At 57.3% G+C, this 19,626-nt stretch carries 16 protein-coding genes; 6 read left to right on the plus strand and 10 right to left on the minus strand.

What is annotated here, in order from left to right:
- Positions 1-85 precede the first annotated feature (85 nt).
- Both K7R21_RS14320 and K7R21_RS14325 read left to right on the plus strand, forming a co-directional pair.
- Positions 86-997 (plus strand): helix-turn-helix domain-containing protein, encoded by a 912-nt coding sequence (locus K7R21_RS14320; protein WP_224983973.1) that lies wholly within the window; start codon positions 86-88, stop codon positions 995-997.
- 201 nt (positions 998-1,198) lie between these two features.
- Positions 1,199-1,708: a type 1 glutamine amidotransferase domain-containing protein gene (locus tag K7R21_RS14325; protein ID WP_224983974.1), complete on the plus strand. Its 510-nt coding sequence runs from the start codon at positions 1,199-1,201 to the stop codon at positions 1,706-1,708.
- Between the two features lie 136 nt (positions 1,709-1,844).
- Here K7R21_RS14325 and K7R21_RS14330 read toward each other — a convergent pair whose 3' ends face one another.
- The 10 genes from K7R21_RS14330 to rpmH all read right to left on the minus strand — a co-directional run bounded on the left by K7R21_RS14330 (position 1,845) and on the right by rpmH (position 12,718).
- A complete protein-coding gene (locus K7R21_RS14330; protein ID WP_224983975.1) occupies positions 1,845-3,077 on the minus strand; it encodes an LL-diaminopimelate aminotransferase in 1,233 nt (410 codons plus the stop codon).
- Positions 3,078-3,129: 52 nt separating this feature from the next.
- The gene (dapB, locus tag K7R21_RS14335; protein WP_183344088.1) at positions 3,130-3,933 is read right to left on the minus strand and encodes a 4-hydroxy-tetrahydrodipicolinate reductase; all 804 of its coding nucleotides are present in this window, start codon (positions 3,931-3,933) and stop codon (positions 3,130-3,132) included.
- Between the two features lie 15 nt (positions 3,934-3,948).
- Positions 3,949-4,821: a 4-hydroxy-tetrahydrodipicolinate synthase gene (dapA, locus tag K7R21_RS14340; protein ID WP_224983976.1), complete on the minus strand. Its 873-nt coding sequence runs from the start codon at positions 4,819-4,821 to the stop codon at positions 3,949-3,951.
- Positions 4,822-5,529: 708 nt separating this feature from the next.
- Positions 5,530-6,183, minus strand: a complete 654-nt coding sequence (gene rsmG, locus K7R21_RS14345; RefSeq protein WP_224983977.1) for a 16S rRNA (guanine(527)-N(7))-methyltransferase RsmG — start codon at positions 6,181-6,183, stop codon at positions 5,530-5,532.
- Positions 6,180-8,054 carry a tRNA uridine-5-carboxymethylaminomethyl(34) synthesis enzyme MnmG gene (mnmG, locus tag K7R21_RS14350; protein WP_224983978.1) on the minus strand — a complete coding sequence of 625 codons (1,875 nt, stop codon included), beginning with the start codon at positions 8,052-8,054 and terminating at the stop codon, positions 6,180-6,182. The genes rsmG and mnmG overlap by 4 nt, the downstream gene beginning before the upstream one ends.
- Before the next feature lie 928 nt (positions 8,055-8,982).
- Complete coding sequence (gene mnmE / locus K7R21_RS14355) at positions 8,983-10,350, minus strand: tRNA uridine-5-carboxymethylaminomethyl(34) synthesis GTPase MnmE (protein ID WP_224983979.1); 1,368 nt, start codon at positions 10,348-10,350, stop codon at positions 8,983-8,985.
- A 19-nt stretch (positions 10,351-10,369) separates the two neighbouring features.
- On the minus strand, positions 10,370-11,986 hold the full coding sequence (gene yidC, locus K7R21_RS14360; RefSeq protein ID WP_224983980.1) for a membrane protein insertase YidC: 1,617 nt from the start codon (positions 11,984-11,986) through the stop codon (positions 10,370-10,372).
- An 18-nt stretch (positions 11,987-12,004) separates the two neighbouring features.
- Entirely contained in the window at positions 12,005-12,217 is a 213-nt protein-coding gene (gene yidD / locus K7R21_RS14365) for a membrane protein insertion efficiency factor YidD (protein ID WP_216508942.1), read from the minus strand.
- Positions 12,207-12,560: a ribonuclease P protein component gene (gene rnpA / locus K7R21_RS14370; protein ID WP_183344102.1), complete on the minus strand. Its 354-nt coding sequence runs from the start codon at positions 12,558-12,560 to the stop codon at positions 12,207-12,209. Before rnpA ends, yidD begins: the two co-directional genes overlap by 11 nt.
- Positions 12,561-12,568: 8 nt before the next feature.
- Positions 12,569-12,718 (minus strand): 50S ribosomal protein L34, encoded by a 150-nt coding sequence (rpmH, locus tag K7R21_RS14375; protein WP_183344104.1) that lies wholly within the window; start codon positions 12,716-12,718, stop codon positions 12,569-12,571.
- Between the two features lie 271 nt (positions 12,719-12,989).
- Between rpmH and dnaA the strand changes: the two genes are divergently transcribed.
- From dnaA to gyrB, 4 genes are all read left to right on the plus strand, one after another.
- A complete protein-coding gene (gene dnaA, locus K7R21_RS14380; RefSeq protein ID WP_224983981.1) occupies positions 12,990-14,369 on the plus strand; it encodes a chromosomal replication initiator protein DnaA in 1,380 nt (459 codons plus the stop codon).
- A 214-nt stretch (positions 14,370-14,583) separates the two neighbouring features.
- Positions 14,584-15,702 (plus strand): DNA polymerase III subunit beta, encoded by a 1,119-nt coding sequence (gene dnaN / locus K7R21_RS14385; protein WP_224983982.1) that lies wholly within the window; start codon positions 14,584-14,586, stop codon positions 15,700-15,702.
- A 117-nt stretch (positions 15,703-15,819) separates the two neighbouring features.
- Complete coding sequence (recF, locus tag K7R21_RS14390; protein WP_224983983.1) at positions 15,820-16,917, plus strand: DNA replication/repair protein RecF; 1,098 nt, start codon at positions 15,820-15,822, stop codon at positions 16,915-16,917.
- Between the two features lie 135 nt (positions 16,918-17,052).
- Positions 17,053-19,443 carry a DNA topoisomerase (ATP-hydrolyzing) subunit B gene (gene gyrB / locus K7R21_RS14395; protein WP_224983984.1) on the plus strand — a complete coding sequence of 797 codons (2,391 nt, stop codon included), beginning with the start codon at positions 17,053-17,055 and terminating at the stop codon, positions 19,441-19,443.
- Positions 19,444-19,626: the final 183 nt, after the last annotated feature.

A 19,626-nucleotide genomic window follows, 5' to 3' on the forward strand; every position in this document is an offset into this window, starting at 1 on the left:
CGACCCGATGTCGGGTCCTACACAGGCTATGTCGGGTCGTTCCAGCCCGGGAATGCCCCCTTTTCACGCTGCGGAGAGCGCTGTAATGGTTGAAAGCAACGACAAGAACGAGAAGGTCCCCCTGCCCAGCGTCGCCATCGACGGCACCCGGATCAGGAACGTACGGGAGGCTAAGAAGCTGACCCAGTTGTACGTGGCCAGCGTGGTAGGGGTAACTACCGACACCATCTCGCGCTGGGAAAACAACCGCTACCCCTCTATCAAACGTGACAATGCCCAGAAACTGGCTGACGCCCTCGAGGTTGCGCTTGACGAGATCCTGCGCCAGGAACTTCCCGAACCGGCGGAGGCCTCGCCTCAGCCTGCAAATCCCCCAGCCAAACGCGCTATCGTGGCTGTTGCCGTGGTTATCGCACTGCTCCTCGGCTTGCTCCTGTTTTTCCTGGTAAGGCAGCCTCCCGCCCCCACAAGCGCCATCCGCTGGACCCCTCGCTTCGCTGCGCCGGGCGTACCGTTCCCGGTGCAGATCAAGGTCGCACGCCAGCCTTCGACCCCCTTCGGATTCATCTTAAGGGAAAAGCTGCCCGCAGGCGCTCACCTGGTCAGTTCCCTCCCCTCCACCTCCTCCGCCGACTCTGAACTGAAGTGGCTGGTTCCCAGCGCCGGTACCCCTGTAACGGTGTCCTTCACGCTGCAGGTTCCCGCCACCTTCACCTCGGGCAGGGATGCTACGCTCAAGGGTGAAATTGTCGTGCACAGTGCCACCACCACGAACCGCACCGAAGCTATCGGCGGCAGCGGTTCCATCCACATAGGCGCCTACCACTGGGCCGACAGCAACGGTGACGGCCGCATCGATGACGACGAGATCATGCCCGCCTATTACATCTGCGAAGAGATGAAGGGACTCGGTCTCGACTGGAAGACCATCGAAGCAATCTGGAGCGGCAAGGGATACCGCTGGGACCCCAAGCATGGCTACACCGTGTTGAGGTAACTACTCCCCCCTTCCCCTCCCTGCCACCTCATCTTCCCCTGCCTGTTAAAAATGATGCCCCTTCCTAATCATTAGTTTTTTTTACTCTTCACAATGCCAATTATCGGGCGCATGATAAACTGTGTCCGTTGATCTTGGGACATTTCGGCATGCCTGCCGAGACCGGCACATGCCTAATTAACTTGTGAGAGCGGAGGCATCATGAAAGCACTGATTTTGAGCGCGGATAACTTCGAAGATACTGAATTGCTGGTTCCCCTTTACCGGCTGCGTGAAGTGGGCTTCTCAGTCGTGGTGGCATCGGAAAATACCGGCTCCATCCATGGCAAACACGGCTATGAGGTGCCGGTGGACAGGCGTTTTTCTGACATCAACCCTGCCGATTACGCTATCCTGGTGCTTCCGGGTGGGAAGGCGCCGGCGGCTATCCGTAACATCCCGGAAGTGCAGGAAATTGCCCGGGCCTTTATGTCGTCGGAGAAACCGGTGGCCGCCATCTGCCACGGCCCTCAGATCCTCATCTCGGCCGGGCTGCTCAAGGGGCGCAAGGCCACCTGTTACGAGTCGGTGGCCCCGGAACTGCGCGATGCCGGCGCGCAGTACCAGGACATCGAGGTGCTGGTCGACGGCAACCTGATCACCTCCCGCAAACCCGACGACCTGCCCGCCTTCTGCCGCGAGCTGACCAGGATGCTCAAGGCGCAAGGGTAAGCCTCATGTCACAGCACGGACCCACGCCCCACGTCCCCTCTCCCCCCGGGAGAGGGCCGGGGTGAAAAACCAAGGTTGAACGAAAAAAGGCGGCTCCCGATCGGGAGCCGCCTTTTTGTTACCTGCATGTCCTTTGCTACTTGAGGTTCTTCTTGATCCTCTCAACCGCCTCGATGACGTTGTCGCGGTTGCCGAAGGCGGAGAGGCGGAAGTACCCCTCGCCGGCGGGCCCGAAGCCGCTGCCCGGGGTACCCACCACGTTGCACTCGTTGAGGAGCTTATCGAAGAAGTCCCAGGATGAAAGCCCGTTCGGGGTCTTGAGCCAGATGTAGGGAGCGTTGACGCCGCCATACACAGTCAGGCCGGCTGCCGCAAGGCCTTCGCGGATGATGCGGGCGTTCTCCATGTAGTAGTCGATGATCTCTTTGTTCTGCTTCCACCCTTCCTCGGAGTAAACCGCGGCAGCGGCCTTCTGCACCGGATAGGAGGCGCCGTTGAACTTGGTGGTGGTGCGACGCAGCCAGAGCTTGTTGAAGGAGTACTTCTCACCGCTCTCGGTGGTCCCCATCACCTCTTCCGGCACGACCACGAGGCCGCAACGGACGCCGGTGAAGCCGGCGGTCTTGGAGAAAGAACGGAACTCGATGGCGCACTTCTTGGCCCCTTCCACCTCGTAGATGGAATGCGGGATGCTCGGATCGGTGATGAACGCTTCATAGGCGGCGTCATAGAAGATGACAGCGTCGTTGGCGAGGGCGTAATCGACCCATTTCTTCAGCTCCGCCTTGCTGGCTACGGTGCCGGTCGGGTTGTTGGGGAAGCAGAGGTAGATGATGTCGACTTTACCGGTCGGAAGCGCCGGGATGAAGCCGTTTTCCTCGGTACAGGGAAGGTACACAATTCCCTTGTAGTAACCTTTCTCGTCAGCGTCGCCGGTGCGGCCGATCATCACGTTGGTGTCGTTGTACACCGGGTAGACCGGGTCGCCGATCGCCACCACGTTGTCCAGCGCAAAAATATCCAGGATGTTGGCGCAGTCGCACTTGGAGCCGTCGGAGATGAACATCTCCTCGGTCTTCAGGTCGACGCCGAGCGGCTTGTACGACTTCTCGATGATAGCGTTGATGAGCCAGTCGTAGCCCTGCTCCGGACCGTAGCCAGCGAAGTTATCGACGGTGGCCAGGTCGTCAACGGCTTCGTGGAACGCCTTGATGACGGCCGTGGCCAGGGGACGGGTCACGTCGCCGATGCCGAGGCGGATCACCTTCGCCTCCGGGTTGGCGGCGGCGAAGGCGCGCACGCGGCGCCCGATCTCCGGGAAGAGGTAACCTGCTTTGAGTTTCAGGTAGTTATCGTTTATCTTTGCCACGTATTTCCTCCAGAATTAAACTCTACGGCGGCCATCGGGCCACCTGAATCACTTATCTCAGTCCGAGCACGTCCTGCATGTCCCACACGCCCGGCTTGGCAGTCACGACCCATTTTGCGGCGCGCACGGAGCCGCGGGAGAACATGTCGCGGGTATGGGCGCGGTGGGTAAGCTCGATGCGCTCGCCCATACCGATGAAGTAGACGGTGTGCTCGCCGACGATGTCGCCGCCGCGCACGGTCTGCATGCCGATCTCGTCATGGGTGCGCTCGCCGCAGATCCCCTCGCGGTGGTAATTGGCGACCTTGTTGTAGTCGCGTCCCAGCGCGTTGGCCACGACTTCGCCCATCCTGACCGCGGTCCCGGAGGGGGAGTCCTTCTTCAAGCGGTGGTGCGCCTCGACGATCTCGACGTCGAAGTCCTCGCCCAGGATCTTGGCCACGTCAGCCAGTACCTTGAAGCAGACATTGACGCCTACCGACATGTTGGGGGCGATGATAACCGGGATCTCGCGTGCAAGCTCCGCCGCCAGGGCACGCTCTTCCGGGGTGAAACCGGTGGAGCCGATGACGATGGATTTTTTGTAAAGAGCGCAGACTTCAAGGTTTTTCAGGGAGACCTTCGGCGCGGTGAAGTCGATCAGGACGTCGCAGCCCTGGACGGTTGCGTTCAAGTCGTCGCTGATAAGGACGCCGATGGCGCCCAGCCCCGCGTTGTAACCGGCATCCTGTCCCACCATTGGGTGGCCCGGGCGCTCCAGGGCGCCGGAGAGTTCCACGCCTTCGGACTCCTTGATGGCAGCGATGATGCGGCCACCCATGCGGCCGGCTGCCCCGCAAACTGCTATTTTAACCATTGGTTTCTCCATTCTTTAAATCAGCTTGTATTCCTTCATGATGGCCACGAGCTTCGCCTTGTTGGCCTCCATGAGCGGGGCCAGCGGCAGGCGGACTTCGTCGCTGCACTTGCCCATGAGGGATACGGCTGTCTTCACCGGCACCGGGTTGCTCTCGATGAACATCGCGTTGGAGATCTTCAGGAGGTACAGGTGCAGCCTCCTCGCCTCCTCCATGTTGCCGGCGTTGAAGGCGTCAACCAGCGATGCGACTTCCTTGGGCATGATGTTGGCGGTCACCGAGATGACCCCCTTGCCACCGGCTGCCATAATCGGCAGGGTGATGAAGTCGTCGCCGGAGAGAACGTCGAGCTTGTCGCCGCACAGCGCCAGCACCTCGGAAGCCTGCTGCAGCGAACCGGTGGCCTCCTTGATGGCAACGATGTTCTTGTGCTCGGCAAGGCGCGCCACGGTTTCCGGCATCAGGTTGACCCCGGTGCGGCCCGGTACGTTGTAGAGGATCTGCGGCAGTGCAACCGCGTCAGCAACCGCCATGTAGTGGCGGTAGAGGCCTTCCTGGGACGGCTTGTTGTAGTACGGAGTGACCAGCAGTGCACCGTCTGCGCCCAGTTCCTTGGCGTGCTTGGTGATTTCGATGGCCTCGTGAGTGGAATTGGAACCGGTGCCGGCGATAACCGGAACCCTCTTGTTGACCTGCTCTACCACGATCTGGATGACCCGGTCGTGCTCCTCGTAGCTGAGGGTGGAGGACTCACCGGTGGTGCCGCAAGGCACGATGGCATCGGTGCCGTTTTCGATCTGGAACTCAACGAGTTCCCGCAGTTTTTCTTCGTCCACCGCGTGATTGTTGAACGGGGTCACGATGGCAACGATACTTCCGTGAAACATGGTCTACCTCCTGTTAGAGCTATGTGAATGGCTAGTGGTGTTTCGATTGTCGCAACGGCGGACACGAAAGCTTCGCGCCCGCTACTCTTGGACCGGATGGTCCCAACCCTGGAAGCGGGAACTTTTGTAACGACTTTTGACTACCGGTCCGTAATGACCTTGAGCCAGTGTCATCGTAAACAAAAAAAGTTTTTATTTCTAACATATAAAGAGACAAAAAGTCAAAGTAATGCTCATCACTATTCCCGCGTCAGGACCGGAGAATTGCGGGGGTTGTCTGCTTGTTAACACGGTTTCAGAAAGGCGGACCTAACGAGCCCCCGCGGCCTGCACTTGGATTTCTTACAGATCTCTCACCTAAAGTGGAAGGAGCCCTAATCCCCGTCCCTCTCCTGGACGCGAGGTGGTGGACTGTCTCTTGCGATCCCGACCGCGAGGTGGGGGAAACACTCCGGGATCCTGCACCGATCATCACCGTCCCCCCTACCCCTCTTCTTCGTGAGAGGGCGAGGCAAGCGTGTCGTATCACGTCAGAGCGAGAAGAGAGCTAAACAAGTTTTTTGGGAGGAAATTGCACAAAAATTAGGCTGTCATTTTATACCCTAAAACCGCCGTTCTCGTGCCGCCACAACCAAGCACCTACTTCGACCGCCAAAACCGCTTCTAGAGCCCTTCTTGCTCGTTATATAAAATATTAAACTAGTCTAATCATTTTTTAGAGATGACGACCAACGATCTGGCGTCACCGGAGCAGGGAAGAGTGAAATCGTGCACCGACTCGACCCGTGCGCCAAGTTTTTCCAGCTCACCTCCGGCGGCGACCACTTCCTCTGCTGCGTTCTTCCCTTTCATGGCAACGATGCGTCCTCCGTTCTTCAGAACAGGGAGAGCCATTGCGACGAAGGAAGGGATATCCGAAAAGGCGCGGGAGACAACCCAATCAAAATGACCGGCGTACTGCGCGGCCAATGTCTCGGCGCGGACATGCACTGCATCGAACCCGACCAAGTTCAGCAGACGCACCGCCTGTTTCTGAAAGCTGATTTTTTTCACCACAGCATCAACCGACACGATCTCCAGATCCAGTTGCACCAGTTTTACCGGAATGCCCGGAAAGCCACCCCCAGAGCCGATATCGAGCATGGATCCAGGCCCACGCACTACTTTGAGCAGGCTCAACGAATCCACCAGGTGCTTAACAGCGATACCTTCGTCATCGGTTATGGCGGTGAGGTTGATCTTCCGGTTCCATTTCTTCAACTCTTCCGCGAAGAGGTCCAGGGCGTTCAGCTGGGCCGGAGTCAGCTCGAGACCTAGCTCGCCTGCACCCTTTTTCAGGAGATCCTTGGCGCGCTGGTTCATCGGCCGGACCTCGCCTTCAGTGCGATGGACAGAATTGTGATACCAGCAGGAGTGATGCCGGGGATGCGGGACGCCTGGCCCAGGGTGTCGGGACGGAAGCGCGCCAGCTTCTCGCGCACCTCGGTGGAAAGGCCAGAGATAGTCCCGTAATCCATGTCATCAGGGATCTTGGTGCTCTCAAGCCGCGCGGAGCGGTCTACCTGTTCCAGCTGACGCTGAATATAGCCCTGGTACTTGATCTGGATCTCGAGCTGTTCACGCACCTGCTCCGGCAGATCCATGATGGCGGGATAGATCCTAGAGAGGTCCTGGCAGGTGAACTCGGGACGCCGCAGCAACTGCTCGTAGCTGATCGCGTTCTGCATTCCGGCCAGGCCCCATTCCTCCAGCAGTTCTTCACCGGCAGCCGACGGAGCAAGTCGTTCCTTGGAGAGGCGCGCCAACTCGGATTCGATCAGTTCCTTTTTGGCAAGGAAGGAGCTATAGACCTCCTCCTTCACCAGTCCGATTTCGTGTCCCTTCTCCCTCAATCGAAGGTCGGCGTTGTCTTCGCGCAGCAGCAAGCGGTATTCGGCGCGCGAGGTGAACATGCGGTACGGCTCCTTGGTGCCCAGGGTAACCAGGTCGTCGATCATCACGCCGATGTAAGCTTCGCTGCGCCCAAGCACCAGCGGGTCTTTGTCCTGTACCCTGAGGGCGGCGTTGATACCGGCCATGAGTCCTTGTGCCGCCGCCTCCTCGTAACCCGAAGTGCCATTGATCTGGCCGGCATGATAGAGGTTGCGCACCAGCTTGGTCTCCAGAGAGGCGTGCAGCTGGATCGGATTGACGTAGTCATACTCGATGGCGTAGGCCGGACGCATGATCTCGACCCGCTCAAGCCCCTCGATGCTCCGGTAGAAAGCCCACTGGATATCGATGGGAAGCGAGGTGGACATGCCGCTCGGGTACACCTCGACGGTCTCCCGGCCTTCCGGCTCAATGAAGGTTTGATGGCGATTCTTCTCGGGGAAGCGCACCACCTTGTCCTCGATGGACGGGCAGTAGCGCGGGCCGATGCCTTCGATGATGCCGGCATACAGCGGCGAGCGATCCAGGCCGCTACGGATGATATCGTGGGACTTGGGGTTGGTATAGGCGATGTGACAGGGCACCTGCGGCTGCTCGATGCGCTCAGTCGAGAACGAGAACGGGATCGGGTTCTCGTCGCCGTACTGTTTTTCAAGCCTGTCGAAGTCGATCGTTCTGCCATCCAGGCGGGCAGGCGTACCGGTCTTGAGACGGCCGACGTCGAAACCATAATCCTTGAGGCCGTCGGAAAGGCCAATGGAAGGCAGATCCCCTGCCCTGCCGCCCGGGTAATTGACCAGGCCGATATGGATGAGGCCGCGCATGAAGGTGCCGGTAGTGAGGACAACTGTCTTGCCCATAAAGCGGACGCCGCCACGGGTATCCACACCTGCCACCTCGCCACCTTCGATGACCAGACCCGTCACCTCAACCTGCTTCAGGTCCAGGTCGTCCTGCTGTTCCATCACGTGCTTCATGCGCAGGCGGTATAACTGCTTATCCGCCTGGGCACGGGAGGCGCGAACCGCCGGCCCCTTCTTGGTGTTCAGTACGCGGAACTGGATACCGGTCGCATCTATGTTGCGCCCCATCTCGCCGCCGAGTGCATCGATTTCCTTGACCAGGTGGCCCTTTGCCAAACCGCCGATGGCCGGGTTGCAGGACATCAGGGCGATGGCGTCGAGGTTGATGGTAAGCATAAGGGTCGAGCTTCCCATGCGGGCAGCGGCGAGTGCAGCTTCACACCCGGCATGGCCGGCCCCGACCACGATCACGTCATATTTCTTGTCATAAACTATCAAGCCGTACTCCGTTTGTATCAAAAGCTGTAGTTAGAGCTTAGGAGGTGGGGCGAACCAAGGGTCGCTGCATCCGGGCACCGCCCCAGGCGGTGTTCCACGTGGAACATCACATAAAAGAGACTAAGGTTCAATACGTTACATAGAAAACATCTACAGGGCGCAACAGAGTTGAGCAACGCCTCCGTGCCTCACCTATTAAACCAGAAAGGCCGAGCCAAAAGGTACCCCCACCCGCTACCTGAACCAACACGAACGAACATATCCACTGTAGGGGCGAATAACTATTCGCCCTACCCTCGCCATCAGGGTGAGGGTGGCCGAAGGCCGGGTGAGGGTGGTGCCTCAGACAGATCAGCAGCTATCGAGCAATGTACAACGTATCCATCGCGGTCCATAAGTTCTTAACCCCGATGTACAACTCATCTATCGTGGTTCACAAGTTCTCAATTGCGATATACAACTTCTGCATCGCGGTTCATAACTTTTCAGCCACGATTCACAACTTATCCATCGCAGTTCATAACTTCTCAGCCGCGATTTACAACTTATCCATCGCAGTTTATAAATTCTCAACCGCGATGTACGACTTATTTACTCGCAGGTCAAAAGTCCTGAACCGCGATGTACAACTTATCTCTCGCGATTCATACATCCTAAACCGCGATTGACAACTTATCCATCGTGATTCGCAACTTCTCAGCCGCTATGTACCAATCATCTGCAGCGAGTTACAAGTTACATATCGGGAAACTACGCTCCGATGCTCCAAGGTTCCGATGGCAAGAGCGATATTCGATTCACGACAGGAAACGCAGCCACCCCAATGCAATCAGTCGAGCACCACAACGCCTCGACAAAACAGTCGAAAACAGAATTGTTTCACGTGAAACATTGAGACTGACATGCTTTGCGGGCGAATGATTACCCCCTACTTTCCGATACAGAAGCTTGAGAAGATCCTGTCCAACACGTCGTCTGCGGTCGTTTCACCGGTGACTTCACCCACAGCATCGAGAGCGTCACGCAGGTCCACCGGCAAGAGTTCCATATTAACCCCGGCCTCCAGATTGTCCACGAAGGATTGCAGCGATGCTCGCGCCTTAAGAAGAGCATCCCTATGCCGAGCCTTAGAGACCGCGACGAACTCGCGCCCGTCGATCGCGTGCCCGTGCATGAAGGCGTTGGTGATGGCGTCGCGCAACTCAGGAACACCAGCACCGGTGAAGGTTGAGATGGCGACAACAGGACCGGAACAGGAATCGGGCAGCACGGCGCTGACGGGGAGATCGGCTTTGTTTCGGACCACGATATAGCTTTTGCTGCCGATGGCCTGAAGGATCGCAATATCGTCCTCGCCGAACTCGGTGGCGCCGTCGATCACAAAAAGAACCAGGTCCGCCTTCGGGATACGGTCCAGTGACAGACGAACGCCCTCCTGTTCGACTTGGTCCTCGGACTCTCGAATCCCGGCTGTGTCTAACAGCTTCACCGGCAGACCATTGATGTTGACCACTTCCTCGATCAAATCCCGCGTGGTGCCAGGGACGGAGGTAACAATGGCCCGCTTGTCCTTCAAAAGCGTGTTCAAAAGGCTCGACTTGCCCACGTTGGGCTTGCCGGCAATGACCACCGACACACCCTCGCGCAGTACCCTACCCTCGTCGAATCCCTCGATCAGGGCATCCAGTTCTGCAAGAGCGGGGGCCACCTTGCCGAGCACATCGGTCTCTACCACAACATCGACATCATCCTCGGGAAAATCGATAAGCGCCTCAACATAGGCCAGGGCATAGACGATCCCTTCTTTGACGGTAGAGATGCGCTTGGAGAGAAGTCCCTCGCGCTGGTGTTGGGCCAGAGCAAGCGACGCGTCGGTACGGCTGGAGATGACGTCCATGACCGCCTCGGCCTGCACCAGATCTATCCTGCCGTTCAGGAAGGCACGCTTGGTAAACTCACCCGGTTCGGCAAGACGCGCCCCTTGTTCCAAGGTCAGCGACAGGATACGCGACACCACCAGGGTGCCGCCGTGGCATTGAATCTCGACTACATCCTCGCAGGTGTAGGAGTTGGGGCCTTTCATATAGACCACCATGGCCTCATCGACCAGGTCGCCGTTCCCCGGATTGACCACGTCACCATAAGAAAAACGGTGGCTTTTTAGGCCACCGTTCGACTTTGCTCTGAAGATGCTGCTTGCGATGGGCAGGGAGGCAGGGCCGCTGATCCTTACGATCCCGATTCCCCCCTCACCTACCGCTGTGCTTATTGCTGCGATTGTGTCGCGTACATACATTGCTTTGATCCACTCTCGGTCAGTCGGCTACCGACTTGTTGATGTACATCTGCTGTGCGATGGTCAGCACGTTGTTGACCAGCCAGTAGATAACGAGGCCGGACGGGAAGTTCAGGAACATAAAGGTGAAGACAACCGGCAGCATCAGCATCATCTTGGCTTGGACCGGGTCCATGTTGGTCGGGGTCATCTTCTGCTGGATGAACATGGTGGCGCCCATGATGAGCGGGGTCACGTAGTATGGGTCCTTGGCAGAAAGATCGGTGATCCAGAGGTAGAAAGGCGCGTGCCTCAGCTCGATGGAGTACATGAGTGACCGGTACAGACCGAAGAATACCGGGATCTGAACAATCATGGGCAGGCAGCCGCCCAGCGGGTTAACCTTGTGGGTCTTGTACAGTTCCATCACGGCGCGGTTCATGGCATCGCGGTCGTTCTTGTACTTCTCCTTCAGCTCGTTCATCTTCGGCTGCAGCTTCTGCATGTCCTTCATGGACTTGTAGCTCTTGTGCGTGAGCGGGAAGAACACGAGCTTCAGGATGCAGGTGATGATGATGATGGCAATACCGTAGTTGCCGGTGTACTTGTAGAGGAACTTCAGGAACACCACCAGCGGCTTAGCGATGGCGGCGAACCAGCCATAGTCGATGACCTCTTCCAGCCTGCTCCCCTGGGCTTTGAGGATGTCGAGATCCTTCGGACCGTAGTACAGGGCGTAGCTGACAGCTGCGCTCTGGCCGGGGGCCACAGTGACGATCGGGGAGGCGATATCCCTCAGGTTGGCGTCAACGGAGGGACGGGACAGGCGCACCTGTGCGATGCTCCCCTTCTCGGCGATAACGCTCTCCATGAAGTACTTGTCGGCGAAGGCAGACCAGACGATGTTCTTGTCAAACTGCACCGGAGTCTTGAGCAGGCTGTCCAGCTTCTCGCTCTTGACGGCATTGTCGGTGAGGGTTGAGGGACCATACACCTCGTAACGGCCGCCGCCTGCCTTCTGATCGATCACGCGGGAGGTCTGCAGCAGATGTACCGGTGCGGCAACCTGTGCGGAACCGCCATTCTGCACCTGCTCGGTGAGGCCGATACGATAGGCGTTGCCGGAGAAGGTAAAAGTCTTCTTGAACACGATCCCCTGCGGCGTGGTCGTGGTGAACTCGAGGGTTCCCTTGTTGGTACCGGTGAGTTTGAGGTCGCCGCCGGTGACATTGTACAGTGCGGTCGGGTTAAGACCCAGTTCACGGGAGTCGCTGAGCAGGTTGAACCTGCTGGCAGCAGTCTCGTTGATCAGGACGATGTCCTGCCCTTTCGGCCCTGCAACATCTTTGTACTTCTTCAGCACAAACTTCTTCAGGCCGGCACCCTGGGTAGAGAAGACGGCGCTGTAGAGTTCGGTGTCGACGGTGATGTCGCGGGCGGCCCCGGCGGGTGCTGCCGGCACGGCAACGGGAGCGGTCGGAGCTCCGGTAGCGGCGGCCGGTGCTGCCTGCGGTGCAAAGGCTACCGTAGCGGAACTCACTGCGCCCTGCTTGGCGCTACCTGTGGGCGGAACCTGCTTCGCGGGCGGGAAGATAAAAGAATAAGCGTACATTACTCCGATGGAGAGCAGTATCGCTACGATAGTACGTTTTTCCATTTCAATCTCCTGGAAGGACTATTTGACCGGATCGTAACCGCCCGGGTGAAACGGATGACACTTAAGTATGCGCGCAGCCGTCAGCCACAACCCTTTGAGAGGGCCGTATTTTTCCAATGCTTGTAAGGAGTAATGCGAACAGGTAGGGTAAAAACGGCAGGATGGGGCCTTGAGCGGAGAGATGAATCTCTGGTAGAGAACGATCAGGCCTTTGAGTGTGCTAGTGACCATGTTTTTTACGCAGCCGCCCGAAGGCGGCTGCGAGCTCGGTTGAGATCTGGTGAAAGTCAAGCAAGTCAGCTCCTTTCTTGGCAACGATATTGAAATCGGCCGAGATGAAAAGAGGCTTGTTCTGCCTGTAAAACTCCCGCAGTCTTCTCTTGATGCTGTTTCTGACTACGGCGTTCCCTACCTTCTTGCTAACGGTAAACCCTACCCGTGTGGCGCACCCGTCTTTAACCTTCCAGAGCAGCAGAAAGTGCGGCGTGTGCATCTTCGACGCACCGTCGTTGAACTGCAGGAATTCGGGGCGCCTGCGCAGGCGTTCAGCCTTGGGAAAATCCGAGCAGGACAAAAAGGAGATTACTTGGTGGCAATGCCTACGGAGAGACGCTTGCGGCCTTTAGCCCTTCTCCTCTTGATAACGAGACGGCCGTTCTTGGTGGCCATACGCACGAGGAAACCGTGGGTCCTTTTCCTGGAAGTATTGCTGGGCTGGTAAGTTCTTTTCATCTTTATCTGCTCCTTAAGTCTTAGGGTAACAATGCTTTTAAAGGCAAGTGTCGAACTTAAACATAAAGGCCAATTCTTGTCAAGGTGTTTCTTTAAAGCCAAGTTTTGCCTTGCAAAAAAAGGGGCTGACATGGTAGTGTGACACGCCAATTTTCTTAACATCGGCTTATTCTGTTCAAAATTCGATAAGCCTCTGAAATCGTGTAACTTATCTATTATCAACAGTTGTTGATAAAGCTGTTTAAAAACAGTGAAAAAAAGGCCTCTCTCCATGGAAAATATTTGGCTGGAAGCCCAGGCAAATCTTAAACAAGTATTAACTGAGCAGACTTACACGACCTGGATAGAGCCGCTTAAGTTTCTTGGCGCCACCGCAGACACCGTAGTCCTCGAAGTACCGAGTTCGTTCTTTCAGAAATGGGTTACTGACAAGTACCTCGCCATGATCAAGGAAGTACTCTCCGCGATCACCTCAAAGACCTACCACATCGAGTTCCACGTCGCCGAAGCGAAGCCCGAGCTGACCGAGCCCAAGGCGGACAAGGAGCCGAAAGCAAAAGGCAAGGAGAAGGAGAAAGAGAAGGAAGGGGAAAAGGACAAGGAAAAGGAGAAGGACAAAAAGCCCGAACTAGTCCCTAACCTCAACCCCAAGTACACCTTCGAGTCCTTCGTGTCCGGGCCGAGCAACCAGTTCGCCTATGCGGCGTCCCAGGCGGTGGCCAACAAGCCGGCCTCCAACTACAACCCGCTCTTTATTTACGGGGGCGTGGGTTTGGGCAAGACGCACCTGGTTAACGCAATCGGCAACCAGATCCTGGCTAAGAACCCCAGGGCGAAGATCTGCTACTACTCGTCCGAAAAGTTCATGAACGAGATGATCAACTCGCTCCGCTACAAGAAGATGGATGAGTTCCGCAACAAGTTCAGGAAGATGGACCTGCTGCTCATCGACGACATCCAGTTCATGGCCGGAAAAGAGGCGACCCAGGAGGAATTCTTCCACACCTTCAACGCGCTCTACGAGTCCCACAAACAGATCGTGGTCACCTCGGACAAATTCCCCAAGGACATCCCGGGCCTCGAAGAGCGCCTGAGATCGCGTTTCGAGTGGGGCCTGATCGCGGACATCCAGCCGCCGGGTGTGGAGACCAAGGTCGCCATTCTCAAGAAGAAGTCCGACATGCACGCGGTAAACCTCCCCGACGACGTGGCGCTGTTCCTTGCCGAGGGCGCCACCAGCAACATCCGCGAACTGGAAGGGATGCTGATCCGCCTGGAGGCCTTTGCGAGCCTGACTGGTAAAGAGATCACCCTGTCCATGGCACGCGAGGTGATGAAGGACATCATCGTCGAGAAGACCCGCGACATCAGCGTTGAGATGATCCAGAAGATGGTCGCCGACCATTTCCGCATCAAGCTATCCGAGCTCAAGTCGGACAAGCGCATCAAGACACTGGTGGTGCCGCGTCAGATCGCCATATATATATGCCGGGAACTGACCAAGGCGTCCTACCCGGAGATCGGCGAGAAATTCGGCGGCAAGGACCACTCGACCATCATCCACTCGGTAAAGAAAATAGAGAAGCAGTTGGCGGCCGACGCTGACCTGAAGGCGACTGTGGAAGATATCAAGAAAAGGCTGTTCACATAGTGGGGATAACTGTGGAGAAACTGCCTGTCTGAGGCCCTGTCAAAAAAAGCTGTGCAGAAATGAACATAACTGGACGGATTATCCCGCCAGGTTTCCAGAGCCAAAAGTTCAGCAGTTTCAAAGGGTAAACAGGGTTGTCCACAGTATCAACAGGACACTATCTACTACTACAATCTTTATATAAAACATAATAAAACTAGAACCGGAGAGAGACATGGAATTCAGAATCAGCAAAGAGATTTTTATGAAAGCCCTCCAGAGAATCCAGGGTATCGTAGAAAAGCGTAACACCATGCCCATTCTCTCCAACGCACTGCTGGAGGTTCAGAACGACCAGCTCTTCATCACCGCCACCGATCTAGAGGTTGGCATGAAGAGCTCCTACCCGACCACCGTGATCCGCGAAGGCAAGATCACCGTCTCGGCCAAGAAACTCTACGAGATCGTCAAGGAGATGCCGGACGAGGAAATTCTCTTCACCACCAAGGACAACGACTGGGTCGAGATCACCTGTGGCAAGGCCCGCTTCAACATCGTCGGTCTCTCCTCGGAAGAATTCCCCTACTTCCCCAAGGTGAAGGAGGAGAGCTTCCTGGTCTTCAAAAACGAGATCCTGGCTGACATGATCGAGAAGACCTCCTATGCCATCTGCTACGACGAGACCAAGTACAACCTGAATGGTATCTTCATCAAGGCGTTCGACGAAAACGGCACCAACGTCCTCAAGATGGTGGCAACCGACGGTCACCGCCTCTCCGTCGCCCAAAAAGAGATCAACGGCAACATCACCGCCGAGCTTTCCAAAGGCGTCATCTTCCCGAGAAAAGGCATCTTCGAGTTGAAGAAGATGGTGGAGGAAGAGGACGGCGAGATCATGCTGGGCTTTATGGACAACAGCGCCGTCATCAAGAAGGGGAACACCGTGGTGGTGATGCGCCTCATCGACGGCGAATTCCCGGACTACACCAAGGTCATCCCGGTTGCCAACGACCGCATCGTCCAGATCAACCGCGACAAGTTCCTCCACTCCCTGAAAAGGATGTCGATCCTCTCTTCCGAGAAGTTCAAGGGGGTCAAGATCGACGTCAACCCGGAGCTGGTGATCATTTCCTCCAGCAACCCGGAACTGGGCGAGGCGCGCGAGGAGATCGAGATCGATTACGACGGCAACGGTATCTCGGCCCGTTTCAACGCCAAGTACCTGATCGACGTCCTTTCGGTCATGGAGCAGCGTGAGGTGGAGCTGAAACTCAAGGACGAGCTCTCACCGGTCATAATGAAGGCAGCGGGCGGCGAGGAGTTCCTGGCGGTCATCATGCCGATGAGGCTCTAAAAGGCAGATAAAGATTAAGACAAAGATTAAGAAAACCGGAGACAACAGCCGGATATGGAAGAGCTACTGGAAATCACCTCGTTTTCTTAATCTCAATCTTTGTCTCAATCTGTCTTTATGAAACTTATAAAACTCAAACTTGCTTCATTCCGTAACCTGCAGAACATCGAGCTTGTTCCAGGCAAGAAGTTCAACGTTTTTTACGGCAATAACGGCCAGGGCAAGACCAACCTGCTGGAATCGATCTACCTCCTTGCGACGATGAAGTCCTTCAAGCAGGCGAAAAACGCCGAGCTGATCGCGTTCGGCTCGGAGTTCGCCCTGATCAAGGGGATCGTGGAACGGGACCGGGTCAGCAGGGAGATCGCCCTGCTGTTGGAGAAGCAAGGCAAAAAGGCGAAGATCGACGCCAAGCTCGCGACGCGGCTGGACGACTTCTTTGGCAGTTTAAACGTGGTGCTTTTCACGCCGGAAGAGATATCCATGGTGCGCGGGGGGCCGGACCTGCGGCGCAGGTACCTGGACCGGGCGGTCTTCACCTGCGATTTAAGTTACCTGGCCGCCTTTCACGACTACTCGAAGATCCTGAAAAACCGCAACGCCCTCTTGAAGGTCGGCGACGGCAGCGGGCTCGAGGTCTGGACCGAGCAGTTGATCCAGGCTGCGCAACTGGTGATCGAGCGAAGAAAGGCGTACCTGGCCGAGATAGGGAAACTGCTGCAGGGCTTCTACAGCGAGATTTCCGGCAACGACGAGACGGTGCAGATCGAGTACCGGCTGCACGGGGTGGACCAGAAGGCCTATGGCGAGGATCCCGCCGCCGCCCTCGCCGATGCACTCAAGGCGCACGCGGCGGAAGAGAAGAGGCGCCAGACTACGGCCATAGGGCCGCACCGGGACGACCTCTACTTCGGGTTGAACGGTCGCTCCGCCCGGCACTTCGCATCGCAGGGACAGCAGAGGTCCTTCGTGCTGGCGCTCAAGATGGCGGAGATCGAGTACATCACCAGGTGCTTCGAGGCACCGCCGGTGCTCCTGCTGGACGACATGACCAGCGAACTCGACCGCGAGCGCAACCGGAACCTGATGGATTTTCTGAAGAAAAGAGAGATGCAGGTCTTCATCACCACCACGTCGCTCTCCAACGTGGCGATCGAGGAGATGGAAGACAATCGGACCTTCAGGATACGTGAAGGCCGCATCATCGAGAGATGACCAAAACATGATGACACTCCTCTCCCCGAAGGGGGGAGGCTGGGAGGGGCTTGTTTGTGAAGTTTCCCCCTCCCCTGCCCCTCCCCCTCCGGGGGCGGGAAATTGAGTAATTGAACTTTCTTGAAAGAGGTAACGATGAGCTCAGAAGAACAAAGCGATTACGGGGCGGATAAAATCCAGATTCTGGAAGGATTGGAAGCGGTAAGAAAGCGTCCGGCCATGTACATCGGTTCCACCGCTGCTCAAGGTCTGCACCACCTGGTTTACGAACTGGTGGACAACGCCATCGACGAGGCACTCGCCGGCTACTGCGATGCGGTACAGGTCACCATCCACCTGGACGGCTCGGTCACCGTCGAGGACAACGGCCGCGGCATCCCGACCGACATGCACCCCACCGAGGGCCGGTCAGCGGCCGAGGTCGTCCTCACCGTGCTCCATGCCGGCGGCAAGTTCGACAACTCCTCCTACAAGGTTTCCGGCGGCCTGCACGGCGTGGGAAGCTCGGTCGTCAACGCGCTCTCCACCAAGCTGGAACTGGAGATCCGCCGCAACGGCAACCTCTACACCCAGAGCTACCGCAGGGGCGTGCCCCAGGCGCCGCTCGCCATCACCGGCGAGACCAAGCGTCGCGGCACAAAGATCACCTTCCTCCCCGACGGCGAGATATTCGAGACCACCGAGTTCTCCTTCGACGTCCTCTCCAAGCGCCTGAGGGAGCTCGCCTTCCTGAACGCCGGCGTGCGCATCAAGATCCATGACGAGCGCACCGAGAAGGACCACGACTTCTTCTACGAGGGCGGCATCAGGAGCTTCGTCGAGTACCTGAACAAGAACAAGAACCTGGTCAACGCGGAACCGATCTACATCAAGGGGGAGAAGAGCGGCGTCGATATCGAGATCGCCATGCAGTACAACGACTCCTACGACGAGAAAGTGTTCTCCTTTGCCAACAACATCAACACCCACGAGGGGGGCACGCACCTGATCGGCTTCAAGGCGTCGCTCACCCGTACCATGAACAACTACGCCACCGCCAACAACCTGTTGAAGAACGTGAAGGTGGCGATCTCGGGAGACGACCTGCGCGAAGGTCTCACCGCGGTCATCTCCGTCAAGATCTCCCAGCCGCAGTTCGAGGGGCAGACCAAGACCAAGCTGGGCAACTCCGAGGTGAAAGGTTACGTCGAGACCCTGATGAACGAGAAGCTGGCGACCTACCTGGAAGAAAACCCGGCCATGGCCAGGAAGATCCTGGAGAAGTCGATCGACGCGGCCCGTGCCCGCGAGGCGGCCAGGAAGGCCCGCGAACTGACCCGCCGCAAAGGGGCGCTCGAGGTGGGCACCCTCCCCGGCAAGCTGGCCGACTGCCAGGAGAAGGACCCGGCGCTGTGCGAACTGTTCCTGGTCGAGGGTGACTCCGCAGGGGGCTCGGCGAAGCAGGGGCGTGACCGTAAGTACCAGGCGATCCTCCCCTTGAAGGGTAAGATCCTCAACGTCGAGAAGGCGCGCTTCGACAAGATGCTCGCCTCCCAGGAGATCAGGACCCTGATCTCGGCCTTGGGCACCTCGATCGGCAAGGAAGACTTCGACATCGCGAAGCTCCGTTACCACCGCATCATCATCATGACCGATGCGGACGTCGACGGTTCGCACATCCTGACGCTTTTGCTCACCTTCTTCTTCCGTCAGATGATGGAGCTGATCGAGCGTGGCTACCTCTATATCGCCCAGCCGCCGCTGTACAAAATCAAGCGCGGCAGGAAAGAGCAATACCTGAAAAACGAAGCGGCGCTGCAGGCGTACCTCCTCGAGGAAGGGACCGAGGATATGACCCTGAAACTCGGCTCCGGCAACGACGAGCGCGCCTACCGCGGCAAGCAGATCATCCCGATCCTCACCCAGTTGATCGACTACGACGAGCTCTTCGACAAGGTGGTCAAGAAGGGGATCAACGAGCTGCTCCTGAAGGTCTTCTTGAAGGCCGGCATCAAGCCGGGCCTGGAGGAGATGTCGGACCTGATCGCGCTGGTGCCCAAGATGAAGGAGGCCCACCCTGAGGTGGAGGCCCAGGTCTACGACGACAGCATCATCTTCGCCTTCGGTAACCTCAGGGTGAAGACCGATCAGGCCATCTTCGAGGTGCTGGACTCCTACGAGTACGCCATGCTGCTCGAGAACCACAAGCGGGTCCGCTCCGTGATGGGTGTCGGCGCCGGCGTCATCCTCGGGCCGGAAGACAAAGTGATGTTCGAGAGCGAGAGCCAGGACGATATCCTGTCCTGGTTCATGGAGAGCGCCAAGAAGGGTCTCTACATCCAGCGCTACAAAGGTCTGGGCGAGATGAACCCGGAGCAGCTCTGGGAGACCACCATGCACCAGGAGAACAGGGTGCTCTTGCAGGTGAAGATCGAGGACGCCGTGGCGGCCGAGGAGATCTTCACCGTGCTCATGGGTGACCAGGTCGAGCCGCGCCGCGACTTCATTGAGCAGAACGCGCTCAACGTCGTCAACCTGGACGTGTAAGAGGGGGGGAGCTCGGGAGGCAACGTCCCTGTGTTAACAGGTGTTAAGGCCCTGGAATCCTTAAATAAAAAAAATTTCCCCTCCCTTCGGGAGGGGATAGCGTTTTGCATATATCTACTGCAAATCAATTGTGAGGGCATTTTTCGGGGGATTTCGCCCGGAAGTGCCGCCTTTTGACCGGAA

Origin of the sequence: Geomonas agri (assembly GCF_020179605.1) — a bacterium.
GTDB classification, from domain to species: domain Bacteria; phylum Desulfobacterota; class Desulfuromonadia; order Geobacterales; family Geobacteraceae; genus Geomonas; species Geomonas agri.